The sequence below is a fragment of the Corallococcus sp. CA041A genome (assembly GCF_003612075.1).
Lineage (GTDB): Bacteria > Myxococcota > Myxococcia > Myxococcales > Myxococcaceae > Corallococcus > Corallococcus exiguus.
In genome coordinates, this window is the sequence record NZ_RAWF01000134.1 from 1 (window position 1) to 17,267 (window position 17,267).

12 protein-coding genes are annotated in these 17,267 nt (G+C 69.5%); 5 read left to right on the forward strand and 7 right to left on the reverse strand.

Features of this window, described 5'->3' with window-relative positions; all coding sequences use genetic code 11:
• Window positions 1–217 precede the first annotated feature (217 nt).
• The gene (locus D7V77_RS23335; RefSeq protein ID WP_120578502.1) at window positions 218–508 is read left to right on the forward strand and encodes a hypothetical protein; all 291 of its coding nucleotides are present in this window, start codon (window positions 218–220) and stop codon (window positions 506–508) included.
• A gap of 403 nt (window positions 509–911) precedes the next feature.
• On the forward strand, window positions 912–4,796 hold the full coding sequence (locus D7V77_RS23340; RefSeq protein ID WP_158624470.1) for a kelch repeat-containing protein: 3,885 nt from the start codon (window positions 912–914) through the stop codon (window positions 4,794–4,796).
• 78 nt (window positions 4,797–4,874) lie between these two features.
• On the opposite strand, the gene D7V77_RS23345 is transcribed toward D7V77_RS23340, so the two are convergent.
• The 3 genes from D7V77_RS23345 to D7V77_RS23355 are packed head-to-tail and all read right to left on the reverse strand — an operon-like array spanning window position 4,875 to window position 8,397.
• Complete coding sequence (locus tag D7V77_RS23345; RefSeq protein ID WP_120578504.1) at window positions 4,875–6,314, reverse strand: O-antigen ligase; 1,440 nt, start codon at window positions 6,312–6,314, stop codon at window positions 4,875–4,877.
• Window positions 6,314–7,147, reverse strand: a complete 834-nt coding sequence (locus D7V77_RS23350) for a PIG-L deacetylase family protein (RefSeq protein ID WP_120578505.1) — start codon at window positions 7,145–7,147, stop codon at window positions 6,314–6,316. The genes D7V77_RS23345 and D7V77_RS23350 overlap by 1 nt, the downstream gene beginning before the upstream one ends.
• Window positions 7,144–8,397, reverse strand: coding sequence for a glycosyltransferase family 4 protein (locus D7V77_RS23355; protein WP_233597184.1), 1,254 nt, complete (start codon window positions 8,395–8,397; stop codon window positions 7,144–7,146). Before D7V77_RS23355 ends, D7V77_RS23350 begins: the two co-directional genes overlap by 4 nt.
• Window positions 8,398–8,567: 170 nt before the next feature.
• On the opposite strand from D7V77_RS23355, the gene D7V77_RS43325 reads away from it, so the two are divergent.
• Window positions 8,568–9,773: a glycosyltransferase family 4 protein gene (locus tag D7V77_RS43325; RefSeq protein ID WP_158624472.1), complete on the forward strand. Its 1,206-nt coding sequence runs from the start codon at window positions 8,568–8,570 to the stop codon at window positions 9,771–9,773.
• On the opposite strand, the gene D7V77_RS23370 is transcribed toward D7V77_RS43325, so the two are convergent.
• The 4 genes from D7V77_RS23370 to D7V77_RS23385 are packed head-to-tail and all read right to left on the reverse strand — an operon-like array spanning window position 9,746 to window position 14,236.
• On the reverse strand, window positions 9,746–10,639 hold the full coding sequence (locus D7V77_RS23370; RefSeq protein WP_120578507.1) for a glycosyltransferase family A protein: 894 nt from the start codon (window positions 10,637–10,639) through the stop codon (window positions 9,746–9,748). The genes D7V77_RS43325 and D7V77_RS23370 overlap by 28 nt on opposite strands.
• Window positions 10,636–11,844, reverse strand: coding sequence for a hypothetical protein (locus D7V77_RS23375; RefSeq protein ID WP_120578508.1), 1,209 nt, complete (start codon window positions 11,842–11,844; stop codon window positions 10,636–10,638). Before D7V77_RS23375 ends, D7V77_RS23370 begins: the two co-directional genes overlap by 4 nt.
• Window positions 11,841–13,028, reverse strand: a complete 1,188-nt coding sequence (locus tag D7V77_RS23380; RefSeq protein WP_158624473.1) for a glycosyltransferase family 4 protein — start codon at window positions 13,026–13,028, stop codon at window positions 11,841–11,843. The genes D7V77_RS23375 and D7V77_RS23380 overlap by 4 nt, the downstream gene beginning before the upstream one ends.
• Window positions 13,013–14,236 (reverse strand): alkaline phosphatase family protein, encoded by a 1,224-nt coding sequence (locus D7V77_RS23385; protein ID WP_120578510.1) that lies wholly within the window; start codon window positions 14,234–14,236, stop codon window positions 13,013–13,015. Before D7V77_RS23385 ends, D7V77_RS23380 begins: the two co-directional genes overlap by 16 nt.
• A 135-nt stretch (window positions 14,237–14,371) precedes the next feature.
• Between D7V77_RS23385 and D7V77_RS23390 the strand changes: the two genes are divergently transcribed.
• Entirely contained in the window at window positions 14,372–16,231 is a 1,860-nt protein-coding gene (locus D7V77_RS23390) for a hypothetical protein (protein WP_120578511.1), read from the forward strand.
• 79 nt (window positions 16,232–16,310) lie between these two features.
• A complete protein-coding gene (locus tag D7V77_RS23395; RefSeq protein WP_120578512.1) occupies window positions 16,311–17,243 on the forward strand; it encodes a hypothetical protein in 933 nt (310 codons plus the stop codon).
• Window positions 17,244–17,267 lie beyond the last annotated feature (24 nt).

Genomic DNA, 17,267 nt, shown 5'->3' on the forward strand with positions numbered 1-17,267 from the left:
CACCTTCGGCATCTTGCCACCTCCATCGAGGTAACCCACCAGACGCCTTCCATCGTGCCGATGCGCAGGCTCACGGCCGCTCGATGGCCTGTCAGCTCATCCCTCGCTCAGGATCGGATCCAGACCCGGTCTCATCTTCCACTCCAAGGAGTATCCGAAGGACATCCCGAGCCTGAGCGACCCGGGCAAGGCAGGGGACACCTACAACGACTGCGAGGTGCGGGATTCCACCAAACAGCGGTATGCGGAGACCTTCTACGGCCGCAACCTGCTCTGGCTCCACAGCACCCAGTCCCTCTACATGCTGGACGGAGCGCCAGACAGCAGCATCTTCAAGGACCTGATCTGGGTCGGCTGGATCGCCGACATGTTCCTCGAGGACGGTATCCGTGACAGTGACCAGCTCTTCGGCCAGTTCGCCTACAAGGTTGACCAGAGCCTGTTTGGCGTGACGTGGCTCCATATCAACTTCTTTGACTACAACATGTTCGTGGGCGTCGCGGCGTAACCTGGTGCCGCCAAGCGGCGACCCGCCAACGACTGTTGCTTGCGCGTGGGGTCGTCGCTCGTCCCGAGGTGGGTCACGCAGACCTTGTCGCTCTGGGAACCCGCTGGAAGGCCCAGCGCCTGGACATACGCACACAATGGGCGCGCGGCCTGGGGTGGCGTGTAACCCAACGGGGCTCCAGTGACCTGTCCACCGGCCGGGAGCATTGCTTGGGCGGTCCCTCCGCACCCTCCTTCCTCTTCAACAGGGCCCTGTCCCTTTTGTGCGTTTCACGGGAAGTGGGGCATTGTGACTGACTGAAACAAGCCAGCGGGGGGCGCGGCGACAGCCTCCATTCAATGGGAAATTCATGCACGCAATGAGAGTCAGCAGGGTTCTGCTGTTGGGATTGGTATGTGTTGCCTTGAGCTGTAGCAGCAAGGCGCCGGAAGACAAGCCGTTGGCCCGCAGTGCTTCTCCATTGGTGGAGGAGTGGACGGCCACCGGCACCATGGCTGAGTCGCGCAAGTACCACGCGGGCGTGGTGCTGCCGACGGGCAAGGTGCTGGTGATGGGCGGCTACAACGCCAGCGGCTACTTGTCCTCCTCCACCGTTTATGACCCTGCGACAGGCACCTGGACGGCCGCCGCCCCCATGCCGGCGCCTCGGCAGGTGCTCACCGCCACGCTGTTGATTTCAGGCAAGGTGCTCGTGGCGGGCGGCGAGAACGCGACGGGCCGCCTGGCTTCCACGGCGGTCTATGACCCCGCCACCAACACGTGGGCTTCCGCAGGGAATCTTGCCTCGGGTGTGGCTCGCGATTCCCTGACGGCGACGCTGCTGCCTTCGGGCAAGGTGCTGGTGGTGGGTGGCCGCAACAGCACCGGGCTGCTGGCGACAGCGGAGGAATACGACCCGGGCACCGGGCAGTGGAGCGCGACGGGCGCGCTGGGCTCGGCGAGGGAGCTGCACTCGGCCACCCTGCTGAGCACCGGCAAGGTGCTGGTAACGGGCGGCATGTATGGCAGCGCAGCAACAGCCGCACTGGCGAGCTCGGAGGTGTACGACCCCGTCACCCGGCAGTGGAGCGCGGCGACGCCGATGACCGGTGCGCGGTATTCGTATGTGGCGGTGTCGCTGGCGACGCAGGCCAAGGTGTTGGTGGTGGGCGGTATTGGCGCCACCGGCGCGAGCCTGAAGACGGCGGAGGTGTACGGGTACGACGCCTGTGCTGGGGTGACGTGCAACAGCGCCCCGGGGGCCTGCTACGAGGCGGCGGGGACGTGCAGCAATGGCGTGTGCAGCTACGCGCTGAAGGCAGCTGGGGCCACCTGCGACGACGGGGATGCGTGCACCGGGACGGACGTATGCAACGGCGCGGGCGTGTGCGCGGGAAGCGCCACCCAGTGCGACAGTCCTCCGGGGCAGTGCTATGCGGCGGCGGGGGCATGCAGCGACGGGACGTGCTCCTATTCGTACAAGGAAGCCGGTGACGCGTGTGATGACGGGGATGCGTGCACGGTGGATGAGACGTGCAACGGAGCGGGCGGGTGCGCGGGCACGCCGGTGACTTGCAGCAGCCCTCCGAGCCAGTGCTTCGAGGCGGCGGGAACGTGCAGTGAGGGCGCGTGCTCCTATGCGCCGAAGGCGGCGGGCACTGCCTGTGATGACGGCAATGGCGGCACCATCAACGATGTGTGCAGCGGAGCGGGCGTCTGCGCGGGCGTGCCGGCTTGCACAACGCCGCCGGATGCCTGCCATGGCTTGCCGGGCACCTACTCCAATGGAGCGTGCACCTACCCGCCGAAGGCCGCGGGCACCCTCTGTGATGATGGCAACGCCTGCACGACGGGCGATGTCTGCAACGGTGCGGGCACGTGCGGCGGTGCGGCCCTGAGCTGCAACAGCCCTCCCAGCCAGTGCCACCAGGCCGCCGGCACCTGCTCCAACGGTGCCTGCAGCTATGCACCGAAGTCCTCGGGTGCGAGCTGCGATGACGGCAACGCGTGCACGACGGGAGACGTCTGCAACGGTGCCGGCACCTGCGGCGGCTCGGCCCTGAGCTGTAACAGCCCGCCCAGCCAGTGCTACGAGGCCGCGGGCACCTGCTCCAACGGCACCTGCAGCTACGTGCCGAAAGCCTCGGGGGCCAGCTGCAATGACGGCAACGCGTGCACGACCGGTGACGTGTGCAACGGCTCCGGCACTTGCGGTGGCTCGGCGCTGAGCTGCAACAGCCCTCCCAGCCAGTGCCACCAGGCGGCGGGAACCTGCTCCAACGGCACCTGCAGCTACGTGCCGAAGGCTTCGGGTGCCAGCTGTAATGACGGCAACGCGTGCACGACCGGTGATGTGTGCAATGGCTCCGGCACCTGCGGTGGCTCGGCGCTGAGCTGCAACAGCCCGCCCAATCAGTGCTACCAGTCCGCCGGCACTTGCTCCAACGGCACCTGTTCCTACGTGCCGAAGTCCTCGGGCGCCAGCTGCGATGACAGCAACGCGTGCACGACGGGTGACGTGTGCAACGGCTCCGGCACCTGCGGCGGCTCGGCGCTGAGCTGCAGCACCGCGAGCACCAATTACTGCAGCGGAAATGACGTCCGGAAGACCACCGGCACGGGCACCTGCAGCGGTGGATCCTGCCAGTCCACTGACGTCCTCGTGCAGTCGTGCCAGACCGGCACCAGCGGCCCCTTCTGCAGCGGCAATGGTGCCTACGAGACCGTCTACGGCGGCTGCTCCAACGGCGCCTGCACGTCCTCCCAGCAGCTCATCGAGTCGTGCTCCACCTCCAGCAGCAACTACTGCAGCGGCAACACCGTCCGGAAGCTGACCGGCACCGGCACTTGCAGCGGCGGCTCCTGTGGCTCCACGGACACCCTCGTCCAGACGTGCTCCACCGCGAGCACCAACTACTGCAGCGGCAATGACTTGCGGAAGACCACCGGCACCGGCTGCAGCGACGGCTCCTGTGGCTCCACCGACACGCTCGTCCAGACGTGCCCGACGGGCACCAGCAGCCCCTTCTGCAGCGGCAGCAGCGTCTACCGGACCCTCAATGCCGGCTGCAGCGGAGGCTCCTGCTCGTCCAGCCAGCAACTCGTCGAAACGTGCTCCACCTCCAGCAGCAACTACTGCAGTGGCAACACCGTCCGGAAGACCACCGGCACCGGCACTTGCAGCGGCGGCTCCTGTGGCTCCACGGACACCCTCGTCCAGACGTGCTCCACCGCGAGCACCAACTACTGCAGCGGCAATGACTTGCGGCGCACCAGTGGCACGGGCACCTGTAGCGGCGGCTCCTGCGGCTCCACGGACACCCTCGTGCAGACGTGCCAGACCGGCACCAGCGGTCCCTACTGCAGCGGCAACGGTGCCTACCAGACCGTCTACGGCGGCTGCTCCAACGGCGCCTGCACGTCCACCCCGCAACTCATCGAGTCGTGCTCCACCTCGAGCAGCAACTACTGCAGCGGCAACACCGTCCGGAAGGTCACCGGCACCGGCTGCAGCGGCGGCTCCTGTGGCTCCACCGACACCGCCGTCCAGACCTGCTCTACTTCGAGCAGCGACTCTTGCAGCGGCAACACCGTCCGGAGGACCACGGGCACCGGTTGCAGCGGTGGCTCCTGTGGCGTCACCATCACGGATATCATGAATTGCCCGACCGGCACGGGCAGCCCCTTCTGCAGCGGCAACAGCGTCTACCAGACCGTCAATGGCGGCTGCAGCGGAGGCTCCTGCGCGTCCAGCCAGCAGTTCGTCCAGACGTGCCCGACCAGCACCGGCAGCCCCTACTGCGTCGGTAACACCGTCTACCAGGTCGTCAATGGCGGCTGCAGCGGAGGCTCCTGCGCGTCCAGCCCGCAGCCCGTCACGACATGCTCCCCGGTGGACAGCTACTCCTGCAGCGGAAACACCGTCCAGAGGACCACCAGCGGCTCCTGCAGTGGTGGCAGTTGCGGTGGCAGCACCACCACCAACGTCCAGACGTGCTCCCCGGTGGACAGCTACTCCTGCAACGGCAACACCGTCCAGAAGACCACCACCGGCCTCTGCAGCGGCAGCGGCTGTACTGGCACCTCCACCACCAACGTCCAGACCTGTGGCAGCGGACAGACGTGCAGCAATGGAACGTGCGTCGCCTCCGGCGGGAAATGGACCAACACAGGGACGTGCACCTTTGGGGCCCCGTCCTGCCAGAACTACAACTGCACCAACTTCTACCCAGATACGGCCTGCTCACCGTTGGGCGCTACTTGCACCATCTCCACAGGCTCCGGAATCTACAGGTGGATCTGCCTGTAGGAGCCGCCCTACTCCTGGCTGCATCCCGCGCTGACGGCTCCGTGCTCCAACACGGAGCCGTCACCCGGACGGGGCGCTTCACTCGCGTTTGAGTGACACCCTCGCCATCCGGGAGAGAGTCTTCGTTGGGAGCGCCGTCACCGACGGACGGGCCGGGTACACGGCCGCCAGTGTTCCCAAGAGGATGTGCAGCAGGAAGAGCAATGGCGTCTGCCGGTACTCCCACTCGGAGAAGCTCTGGGCGAAGGCTCCCAGCAGGCCGAAGAAGACTCCGATTCCGAAGCGTGAGCGCAGCGCGGGCGAACGCTTGAGGAAGAAGCTGGCTCCCATCTTGAACCAGCTCAGCCAGACCGCCGCGAAGAGGACGACTCCGGGCCAGCCTGTCTCTCCCAGCGTGATGAGATACAGGCTGTGTCCCGGGGGGGCCTGGGCCGCGTCCACGTTCGAGCCCGCCGGGATGGGGCCCTTGGGCGGTGCTTCATCCGTGCCGGTGTAGGGGATGTAACCGAAGCCGATCATCCGGCCGTACTGGTTGGACACCGCGTAGGACCAGTTGTTCAGCCCGACTCCGAAGACATGGTCCTCCTGCATCAACCGGGCGAGGTGGACGTAGGCGCCGCGCCCTTCGTGCTCCTTGCCCCCGAACTCGCTGGAGAGTCCTCCTTCGGAATCGAAGCGGGCCTGGAAGGCCGGTGCCAGCTTGAGGCCCACGGGAATGGCCGCGAGCAACAGCAGGAACGCCACCCCTGCTGTCTTCGGCGTTGGCTTCAACGCCCCACACGTCAAGGCCACCGCCACCAGGAGCAGTCCCAGCGAAACCAGTCCCGCTCGCGACACGGTGCACAGCACCGAGATGGAGCCCAGGAAGGTGGCCACGCCGCACAGGCGTTTGAGGCGTGGCCCTACGTCCGAGAGCGCGACCGCGAGCAGCACCGGGACCGCGATGAGGTTGAACATCGACACGGTGTTCGGGTGAAACAGCGTCCCGTCCGCCCGGCTGTGCCCCAACACGACCCGGGAGTGGATCACCCAGAAGCACTCGTAGATGACCGTGATGGCCAGCGCCGCGACGATGCGCCGGAGGTCCCGCTCGTTCTTCACGCAGGCCGCGATCGTCACGTACACCATGATGGCGCGGAACATCTTCGACAGCTCGAAGAGGCCGAACAACCGGGGCTCGGAGAGCAGGATGTTCACCGCGTTGTACGCGAGGAACACTCCCATGATGGCCAGCCCGTGGGGCCACTCGCGCCGCTGGCCTGGCTTGCGATGCCGCAGCTCGTCCACCCACAGGAAGATCCACAGGAAGTCGAGCCAGCTGAACTCGAAGCCACGCGTGGTGCCGCGGTACCAGGCTCGGCTGAAGAAGTTGAGGGACACCGCCGAGGCGTGGGTGGTGCCCCAGACGAGCAGGATGACGCAGAGGTGCTTCAGGCGTTCGGACCTCCCGACGGCGTGTATCCCGGCGGGAATGACGACCGCACACAGGCCCAGGAAGAGGAGGAACTTCGTCTCCATCAGCGCGCCGCGATGTCGATGCGCCGGTAGAGCTCGTCTTCCTCGAAGAAGCACGGGAGGAACTCGCCTCCGTCCACGTCGTGCAGCGTGTGCCAGCGCGGCTCCGCGTCTCGGCGCTCCATCTGCGAGGCGTGCAGCGCCAGCGCGGCGCGCTTCTGCTCCACCACGCCCCGGAGGGACACCTTCGTCCGGAAGTCCTTGAGCATCCGCAGTCCCAGCCTCGTCGACACCGTCCCCGCCAGCACCGACCGCTGCTGCCTTCGTGTCCTTCCGAAGCCCACCATGGGCCAGTGCCTCCAGGCCCATACCGCGTACTCGAACACCGTGACGGGCCGCCCTACCCTTGCCACTGCCTCATGCACGAGGTGGTTCGTGCTCACGTGGTCCGCGTGTTCGCCCCGAGCGTACGGGACGAAGAGCTGCTCCGGCCGGTGCCTCCGCAGCAGGTCCTCCACCCTGGCCACTGCCGCCTCCCGGCTCGCGTCCAGCGCGCCGTCGGGAAAGCCCAGCAGGAAGACGTCCGCTTCCTCCACGCCCAGAACCTTCGCCGCGCCCAGCGCCTCTTGCGCCCTCTGCGCCTTCAGTTCGTCGCGTGAGATCAGGTGCGCGTGTGAGCTGGCGCCGTCCGTCAGGAGGACGATCCGCACCGCCGCTCCCGCGCGCCGCTTCTGCAGGATGGCGCCCCCACACCCCAGCGTCTCGTCATCCGGGTGCGGCGCGAACACCATCGCGGGACACCGGAGCTCGTCCTCGTTGAACGTGCGGGCTCGCCGTCCCAGCGCCAGCCGCTGCAAGCGACGAAGTCCCCTCCTCACCGGGCTTCCGTCCATCATCGCCGCGCTCCTTCCTCGAGGACCGCCTGGTAGAGCTCCGCGACCTTGCTTGCCACCACGTCCCAGCTGAAGCGCTGACGCACCTGCGCGGCACCCGCTCGCGCCGCCACGTCCAGCCGCACGGGGTTGGCGAGTGCCTGCCGCAGCGCCTGGGCCCAGTCCTCTACCTCCAGGGTCGGCACGCTCAGCCCTTCCGGGCCAATGGCTCCAGCGAGATCCGCCAGGCCCGAGTGCACCGCCAGCAATGCCGGCCTCCCCGCCGCCCACGCCTCCAACACCGCCAGTCCGAAGGCCTCGTGCGCCGAGGGCACCAGCACGAGCCTGGAGAGCGCCAGCAGATCCGGAACCTCGCGGGCCGCGTCCAGGTTGCCGAGGACATGGACGCGCTCGCCGAGCCCCAGTGCCTGGATCTCTCGCTTCAGCTGTTCACCATAGGCCGCGTCCACCGTCGCGCCCGCGAGGACCAGGTGATGATCCTCGGGCGCCCCCACGGCGAAGGCCCTCACCGCTAGCACCTGGTTCTTCTGCGGAGAGATGCGCCCCACCAGGGTGACCACACGTGCGCGGGCGAACCGGGGCCAACGCTCTCTCGCCCGCTGCGCGCTTCCCGTGGCCATCCGCTTCAGGTCGACCCCTTGATCCAACCTCACGGCCCGGTCCCCGACCACCTCGGACAGGGCGAGACGCTCCTCCTCGTTGAAGGTGATGACTCGCGCGGCGTCGTGGATGACGCGCCGGGCACCGAAGAGCCACCCGATGGGCCGGCCCATGTCCATGAGCCCCGACAGCCGCCGCGCGGTGTCCTGCTCCAGCCAGGACTTCCGCGCCAGCAGTGGCCCATGCACGGAGATGACATAGGGGCGCCTCGTGAGGCGCATGGCCGTCCGCACGGCTCCGCCGATGCGCCCCGCCGTGTGCAGGTGCGCCAGGGCGAGGCCCGCGTCCTTCGCGAGCCGGAGCGGCTCATCGAAGGTGGCCAGGTTGCCGGCATTGGCGACGAGCGCCCTTCGCTTCTCGGCCGGGCCCAGGAACGGACAGAAGGCCTGATAGCGCAGCAGCGGCACCTCGGGGCCCAGCGCTCGATCCGGCTCCGAGGGCCCCGCCGGTGCGTGCACCTCTGGCCCCCAGCCCAACGCCGCCAGCCGCCGCGTTACCTCCACGACGTGCGTCTCCGTCCCGCCCCACTCACGCGGGTCGTACTTGCGAAGGACATGCACCACGCGCCGCCCGGGGCGCTCCACAGCCGTCATATGCACGGGCAAGACGCAATTCATGGACCAGACACTCCGCGCCCCACCCGCGGCGCCCCTCCTTCCCCATTCCCATTCCGAGACGTCTCAATCCGAGACATCCGGGCGGTGCATGGGCAAGGAGTCAGCTCGCGGGGAGGCATGTCCCCTGCAAGCTGAAGGGCCTGCCCGTGAGAGTCACCGTCCTTACCAACCTGTACCCGCCCGACGTCCTCGGCGGCTACGAGCTGCTCGCACGAGATGTGGTGGAGGGGTTGGAGCGGCGTGGCCACGAGGTCGACGTCCTCACCAGCGGCGATGGCTCCGAGAACGGGCGCGTGCTGCGGTCCCTGTGCCTGGCTCGCCGCTTCGGCCGGCCCGCGGGACGGGATCGCCTCCGACACTTCGTGGCCAGTGTGCGGAACACTGCGGCGGTGCGCCGCTACTTGAAGGACCATGGCAGGCCGGATGCGGTGCTGGTCATGAGCCTGCGGAGACTGGGGCTCGCGCCGCTGCGGGTGCTCCACGAGGCAGGCGTCCCCGCGATCGTCACGGTGAACGACGACTGGCCGGTGGCGTTCAGCGTGGGGCGCGACGCGCGGCCCTGGACTCGGCTGGGCAGCGTGCTCGACTCGCTGCTGGTGCCTTCACGAACCTGGACTGGCATCCAGCCCGCAGGGGTCGCATGGCTTTCGGACGCGGTCCGGCGCACGTGCCTCACGGCGGGTGTGCCGCTGGACTTCGGTGTCGTGCGGCCACAGGGCGTGGACCTGTCGCGCTTCACCCCTCGTCCCTTCCGGCCCATGCGCCCGGAGCCTCGGCTGCTCTTCGTCGGCCGGCTCCATCCGAGCAAGGCCCCCGATGCGGCCATCGACACCCTGGCGGCCTTGGAGAAGCGCGGCGTCAAGGCCACCCTCACGCTCGCGGGCGCGGCGGACGATCCGGCGTATCTCGCGTCCTTGCGGCAACGGGCGCGGGTGCTGCGGGTAGACGGACGCGTGGCATGGGCCGGGCAACTTCCCCGCGAGCAGTTGCTTCCGCTGTATCAGGATGCGGATGCGCTCCTGTTCGCGTCGAAGCTGGAGCACGAGGGCCAGGGCCTCACGTATCTGGAGGCCATGGCCTGTGGCCTGCCGGTGGCGGCGTCCCCCAGCGGCGGTGCCCGTGACTTCCTTGATCGGCACGACGCTTCGCTGCTGGTGAAGGCATGCACGGGTGAGGCCTTCGCCGAGGCGCTGGCGGCCCTCCACCGGGACGCGGCGGCGCAGGAGGTGCTCGTCCAGCGGGCGCTCGACATCGTGCGAGAACACGCGTCACTCGACGCCTACGTTCGCGGCATCGAGGAACTGCTACTCGATGCGGCTCAAGCTCACTGCCGCCGCAGCACCACCCGCTGACCGACGCTCGCGTCCGCGTTCCCGCTCCGCAGGCGCTGTTCTCCCCACTGGTGTCCCTTCCAATAAGCCCAGTGGTACACGAGCCGCCGGGGAACGGAGAGCGCCAGGCCCGCGGCGTCGCGCGCCCGGAGGTGCGCGACCGCATCCCTTGCCCATGACGCGCCCAGCTTCCGGGCCAGTCCCGTCAGCGACGCGGGCTCCTCCCGGATGAAGGCATCCGCCTCTCCTTCGATGAAGCGGCGCCCGTACAACTGTTTCAGCGTGTAGTTGTGCGAGTGCATCACCCACGCGTCCGGCACGTAGCGCACCCGGAGCCCGTCGCCTCGCGCCCGGTGTCCCCACTCCGTGTCCTCGGAGCCCCACGCGTCCTCGTAGAACGGGTGCTTGAGCCACGCATCCCGCGTCATCGCCGCGAATGGCAGCGAGTACGTCATCCATGGCGGCGGCGCTCCCTGCTCCGGGAATGCCACCTCGTAATCCCTTCGCACCCACGTGTGCGCTTCGGGCCTGGGCAGCTGCCGCGCGAAGGTCGCGTCCGCCTCCGCGCGCTCGATGGGCTCCAGCAACCGGTCCAGCGCCTGCGGCGTCAGCGGCACCACGTCGGAGTTCTGGAAGACGATGATGTCGCCTTGCGCTTCGCGGATGGCCCGGTTGAGCACCACGCCTGGGAAGTACGCCCCAGCGTCGATGCGGATCAGTTGGCAGGGGAAGCGCGAGACGATGTCCAACGTCGCGTCCCTGGAGCCCGAGTCCACCACGAGCAACTCGAAGTCCTTGCGCGCCTGCGAGAACAGGCCGGAGAGCGCCTGGCCTATGACCCAGGCCGAGTCCTTCGAGCGCATGATGACGGTGACCTTGCGACTCATGATTGGTCCCCCAGGCGCAGGCCGAGCTTCCTCGCCACGTGCGCGAAGTTGGGGTCGCCCGACTCGCCCCAGTACCGCAGATATGCGCGCCGCAAGTCCGCTGCCTCGCGGTTCGCGGCGCCCAGCAGTTGCCGCGCGAACTCGGCGTCCCGGGGCCCGCCCACCTCGAACGCCACGAATGGGAACGCCGCCGCCAGCACCCCTCGCGGCCCTCCGAGCCTCAGCCCCAATCGCGCTCGGAGCCCCAGCTCGGGTGAAGCCTTTGGCCGGAACCTCACGCCGTTGCGCACCCGACGCAGCCAGACCTTCGGTTGGAGGCCGCCCTCTTTGAGGGAGTGCTTCAACGCCCGCTCCGCGTATCCGGACCACTTCAGCCCGGGCACCGACAGCCTCGCGGCCTCACACCTGAGGTGCACCTCCGCGAGCCTCGCCCTCCCCTCGTCCATCCAGGGCCCCAGCTCGCTTGGGGCGAAGCGCGCGTAGTCCGGCTCCAGGCGGAAGGCGCTCGCCTCGTCGTACAGCTTGCGGAACCCGGCCGGCACGTCGTGCCGCAGCGCCATCCGCCGCCGCTTCTCCGCGTAGCTCCAGTCGTATGCCCCCAGGAAGTACAGCAGCGCGTCGCCGTAGCCGATGATGGCCTTCGCCGTGTGCCGGAGGATGGTGCGGCGCGCGTCCTCGTCCAGCGCGCCCTGGTCCCGCAGCACCTGGTTGATGATCAGCAGCGTGCCCCGGTTCACCGCCAGGTTCCGCACGTCGTCGGGTGGGATGGCTTCTCGCGTGAAGTGCTCAAGCCCCGGAAGGAACGACGCATCCCCCGCCACCGTCTTGTGGCCGAACCGCATGTCGTACCAGATGACCTGACACGGGGACCTCCGCAGCGCCCGCACCGTCGTCACGCCCAGGTCCAACCCCAGCCCGTGCCGCTCGCGCAGCGGCTCCAGCACCAGGTCCAGCCGCGCCTTCAGCCCCTCTCGCGGGGCTCGCTCCAGCACCAGGAGGAAGTCGAGGTTGTTGTGCGGCCGCTCGACTCCGTCTCTCTTCTCCACTCCTCCCTCACCGCGCCCGTAGCCGCCAATGAGGGCCAGCGTCCGCAGCTCGTCCGGGCGCACATGCGCGTGGATGACGGCCGCCGCTTCGGCCACCACCTGGGAGATCCTCGCCTCCACCTCGGGCGAGCCCTTCAACGTGAAGCGTCCGTCCCTCACGCCGCCCTCCCTCCCGCGCCCGCCACCGACTCCAGCAGAGCCAGAAGCCTCGTCACGTGCTGCTCGGGGACGAAGCGCTCCTCGTAGGTCCTTCGCGCGTGCGCCTCCATCGTCATCCTCAGGCCCGGCGCCGCCATCAGCCTGTCGATCGCCTCCGCGAGCGCCTCCGGATCATTTGGCGGCACGCCCAGCCCCGTCTCGCCTTCCGTCAGCCACTCCCCCACTCCGCCCACCTGGCTGGCGATGACTGGCGTCCCGTGCGCCAGTGCTTCGATGCCCACCAGTCCGGACGTCTCCGGCGCTCGGCTGGGGAAGACGACACACGCGGCCCGCCGGTACTGCTCGGAGAGCGCTTCGGGCGCCATCGGGCCCAGGAAGGCCACCCGCTTCGACAACCCCAGCACGTCCACCTTCGCGCGCAGCGCCTCCTCCTGCCGGCCCCTTCCCACCACCGCCAGGCGGCACGGCTGCGTGGTGCGTGTCAGCGCGTGGAACAGCACATCCAGGCCCTTGCCTGTCGTCAGCTGCCCTACGAACAGGAGCAGTTCCTCCTCTCGCTCCACCGGCACCCGCGACTGGAGCGGAGCTTGCGCGTACAGCGGGATGACGTGCGTCCGCTCGCGCGGGAAGCCATGCGCCGCCACGTGGTCCGCCATGTACCGCGAGCCCACCACGAGGGCGTGATGACTCCGGGCCAGCGCCTGCTCCTCCCGCAACCTCCCCAGCGAGGCCCACTTCAGCCCGGGCCAGTCCTCCGAACGGCCCACGAAGCCGAGACATGGGTAGCAGGCCGCGCCCACCGGCTTCGTGCAGGGCTCCTTTCCCAGCGTCGTGTACTTGTGCTCGCGCAGGCAGAACAGCCGGTGGTCGTGGAAGAAGCGGATCACCGGCGCTGGCGAATCCAACAGTGCGCGCTGCGCCTTCAGGCTCGCGAGCTGGTGCACGTAGACGACGTCCGGCGCCAGCTCCCTCAGCTGCCGCGCCAGGTCGACGATGGGGAAGATGCCCTCGAACGGCTCCCGCATCACCGGGTGCGGATCCGGCGAGACGTTCACGTCGTAGAAGAGCAGCGACGTCACGCCCCGCCCGCCCAACTCCCGCGCGGTCTCCCGCACGTAGCGCTCGGCGCCGCCCACGGGGGTGGCGGCGTCGTTGAGCCATGCGACCCTCAAGCCGCGGCCCATGGCGGTCTCCCGTCCGGATTCGTCTCCCCTTCCAAACCCAGCATCGCGCACACCCACCCGGCCACGTCCATCAGCGCGCCTCGGTCCCTGGGCAGCGGCGCATCCGAGGCGATGGCGGCATACGCCGAGGGGCTGTCCACGTCGTAGCCGTGCATGCCTCGCACGTTGCCCCCCACGAAGCTGGGGGCGAACAGGGCTCCTTCCCGCAGCACGAAGAGGGCTTGTCCGTAAGGAGCACCCCGCACCGGCGCCTGTCGCTCCACCAGCGCCTCCGTGTCCAGCCATCTCCCCGGGAGCCCGTGCGCCTCCATCCGCTCGCGGGCCTTCTCGCGCGTCCGCTCATCACCCCAGACCCGCAGCATCGTGCTGTCCACGAACAGCCGCGTGCCTCGCAGCTCCCCGAGCATCCGCTTTGGATCCACCACCTCGTGGATGTCCGCCATCCCGTGGTCCCCCACCATCACCGTCGTCACATCACCTCCGCCCGCGCGCATCGCATCCACCGTCTGTTCGATCCGCTCGGTGAGCCGCCGGGCCGTCGCGAGCGCGTCTTGGCTGCCGTTGCCCGTACGGTGCAGGGCGCCGTCCAGGGCGGTGGCGTACGCGAAGGCCAGGTCCGGCTTGCTCGCCCGTAACACCGCGCAGGTGTGCGCCCAGCGCTCCTCCTCCGGCATCTGCCACGGCGCCGCGAACACGCGCAGGCCCGCGCGCCTCGCCTTCGTGAGGAACGTCTCCACCCCGCCGATGCGCTCGGCGTTGAACAGGTCCTCTCGCTCCGGCAGGTCGAGCCAGCGGAACAGCTCCGGAGGGACTCGGTACAGGTCCACGTACCCGGTCAGCCCCTCCGTCCTCTTCAGCGCCCGCGCCGCGGCACGCCTCAGCATGCCCCGCTCATGCACCTGGCGCGGCAACAGCCCCAGCCACCTCAGCGGCGACAGCACGCCTTCGTCCTCGCGCTCCGCGTGCGCGAACAGGCACATCCGCCCGTGTCGCTCCGGCGGCGCGCCGGTGAGGATCGTCGGCAGCGCGCCACATGAAAAGCCCAGGATGCCGCGCAGGCGGCCCCGGTGCGGCAGCCCACGCAGCCCTTCGAAGGTCTCCAGTTGGGACGGACCCAGCGCATCGACGAAGACCACGAGCACACGACGCGGCCGGAAGGGCCGTGCCCCGACGCTGTCTCCTCCTGGTGTCATCTCTTCCCGGGACATGGTTCTGTCTCAATGTGAGACGGCTCCGAGCGCTCCCGCCGTCCGCGACGGTGTCTGACATTGCAAGAGCTCCGCCACCCGCGCCCATCCAGGCTGGCTGGACGCTGGCATCCACCGTGCAGCCGTCCTCACCGGATGTTCTCGCTGGAAGAGGGCCCGGAGCCCGAAACGCAGACGGCGCCCGTGCGACAGGAGTCGGTGCGCTCCGGGTATCCCGTTGATCCCCTGCGCATCGCGCGGGTGCTGCGGCGCCGCTGGCGGATCATCGCCGGGTGCTTCGTCGCGGGCATCGTCCTGGGCGTGCTGCTGGCCAAGACCGTGATGCCCCGCGAGTTCACCGCCCGCACCATTCTCGTTTGGGAGCCCACGGGCTCGCGCGCGGCGGCGAACCCCGAGCGGGAGATCCAGACGCTGATGGACACGCTCAAGCTCCCCAACAACCTGGAGGCGCTGCGCACGCGCACGGGCCTGCCGGTGACCCTGGAGGCGCTGGCCCGGCGGGTGGACATCGCCGTGTCCCGCGGCTCCAACATCCTCACCCTCTCCGCGACCGCGGCGAGCCCCGAGGAGGCCGTCCGGCTCTCCGACGCCATGACCCAGGTGTTCCTGGACCATCAGCGGGACTCGGAGCGGACTCGGGCCGAGGCGCAGCTGAAGGCGCTGGGCGAGGAGGTGCTCAAGGTCCAGGCGCAGCTGGAGGAGGCCCGGGCGCACTACGACGGCTTCCGCCAGGAGAACGGCATCGCGGAGCTCACGCTCGACCGGCAGTCCTCCATCGAGGAGGCGGCGCGGCTGCGCACCGAGAAGAACCGCTTCCGCATCGAAGCGGAGTCCTCGGACGCCAGGGCGCTGTTGCTGAAGCAGGCGGCCCGTGAGCAGCCCAGCCGGATGGTGCTGTCGGAGACCGAGAGCTACTTCGAGCTGCGCAAGCTGGCCGAGCTGCGCGCGGAGCTCGCCGCCCGCGGAGCCAATCTCTCCATGGAACATCCCGAGGTGGTGCAGCTCACCGCCGCCGTGCGGGCCCTGGAGTCCCGGCCCGCGGGTGGCACCGTCTCCGACCGCGTCGTGGGGACCAACCCCTCCTGGACCTTCCTCCAGAACAGCCTGCTGGACGCTGGCTCACAGCGAGAGCTGGCCCAGAAGAAGTGGCGCGCCTACGCCGAAGCGGAGGAGGCCGCGAAGGAGCGCATCGCACGGCTCTCCGCCCTGGAGGGCCAGGCCAGCGCGCTGCTCGCGCGGATCCACATCACCGAGACGCGCCTCACCGAGCTCCAGCAGCGTCAGAAGGTGGTGGAGGGCGAGGTGCGCCAGCCAGCGATGGAGCTGCGCGTGCTCACCTCCGCCACCCCGCCGACGCGTCCCTCGAAGTCCTATCGCCGCGCGGTGGCCCTGCTGCTGCCTCCCACCTTCGCGCTGCTGGCCGTGGTGGCCCTCACCGCCTCCTCGCTGCGCGGCTTCAAGCTGTGGACGCCGGCCGAGTTCTCGTTCTGGGGACGCGGCCCGGTGGTGGCCGCCACTCCCTGGCCCGCCACCGCCGAGGGCCTGGAGGAGCTCGTCGTGGAGCTCCGGGCCGCGCTGGACGAGGCGAGCGGCGTTACGCGGGTGTTGCCGCTCGGGGAATCGCAACAGGAGCGGACCCGGGAGCTGCTGTCCCGGCTTGGGGCAATGGACGTCCCAGCCCGGGATGGCGTCCCGGGACGAGGCGCGACGCTCGTATCGTGGGAGGAGGCGCGGCGTCCGCAGGCGCTGCGGCTCGCGGTCCGCACGGGAGCGCGGGTGCTCGTCCTCGCCAGCTCCGGCGCGCACTCCGTGTTCGAGGTGTGGGCGCTGCGGCGCCTGCTCGGGAGCGAGGCGTGCGTCGGCTTCGTGGTGGTGGGGCTCGGCACCGACCTTGCTACCCATCCGGATCGCGTGGGCGACGTCATGGGCTTCTGGTCCGGCTCCAGAGCGTCGAGGGGCATGGAAGGGCCCGTCCCGCGAAAGGAGCCGCGCTGAGAGGAAGACGCCTTCGCGCGCGTCATCACAGGGCAGCCCTCCGTCCGGCGGGCCCCCCAGGAACGGAACCGACGACACCATGTTCGCCGTCATCCATCGCAGCGCCGCGGCTCCTGGCGCCGGGTTCCTGTCCGTGGCCGGGCCCCCGCTCGTCACCCGCCAGTTGCAGTGGCTGCGCGCGTCGGGCTTCGAGAAGGTGGCCATCGACATCGGCGCGGACGCCCATGGAGCAGAACTGCGAAGCCTCGTCTCGCAGCAGGAGGCGCTGGCCCGCAACGTCATCTTCGTCCCCACGGCTTCGCTGTTCCCGCCGGGCGTCATCGCGGATTCGGCGGGCTTTCCCGCCCACGCGCCCTTCCTCGTGGTGCCGGACACCGTCCTGGGCAACGCGGACCTCGCGGCCTTCTACCGCCGGGCGCCAGAGCGGGGCGTGCGCGTGGGCCGGCTGGCGCCACCACCGGCCGTTGAGCCCTTCGCGCCAGCCGAGGTGCACCTGATCACCGCGGCCACCGGCCCCGTCACGGAGGAGGAGCTGCCCGGGTGGGGCGCGCGCCTGGAGACGCCGGGCGCGGCCCTGCGGCTGGCCTGCAAGGCGCTGCTGGGGCGGCTGCCGCGGGCGGAAGGAACCTCGCGGCTCCTCATCCACGCGGCCGAACGGGCACCAGGGGTCTGGGTGGCGCGCGGCGCCCTCCTCCAGCGCGGCGCCGAGGTGAACCCTCCCGTGCTCATCGGTCCCCAGGCGCTCGTGTGCGCCGGTGCGCGGATCGGCCCGGGGGCTCTCATTGGAGCGCGCGCCATCATCGAGCGCGGCACCTGTCTGGTGAACGCCGTGGTGGAAGAGGAGACCGTGGTGGGCGAGGGCCTGGAGGTGCGCGATGCCATCGCCACGCCCGACGGATTGGCCTCGCTGGAGGGCACCGGTCCCCTGCTCCCGCTGGGAGATCCCCTGTTGCTTGCGCGGCGCCGGCTCCTGTCGCGAGCGGCGTTGCGTCTGCTGGGGCTCTCCCGATGACGGCGGCACGCGCACCGGGAAGCG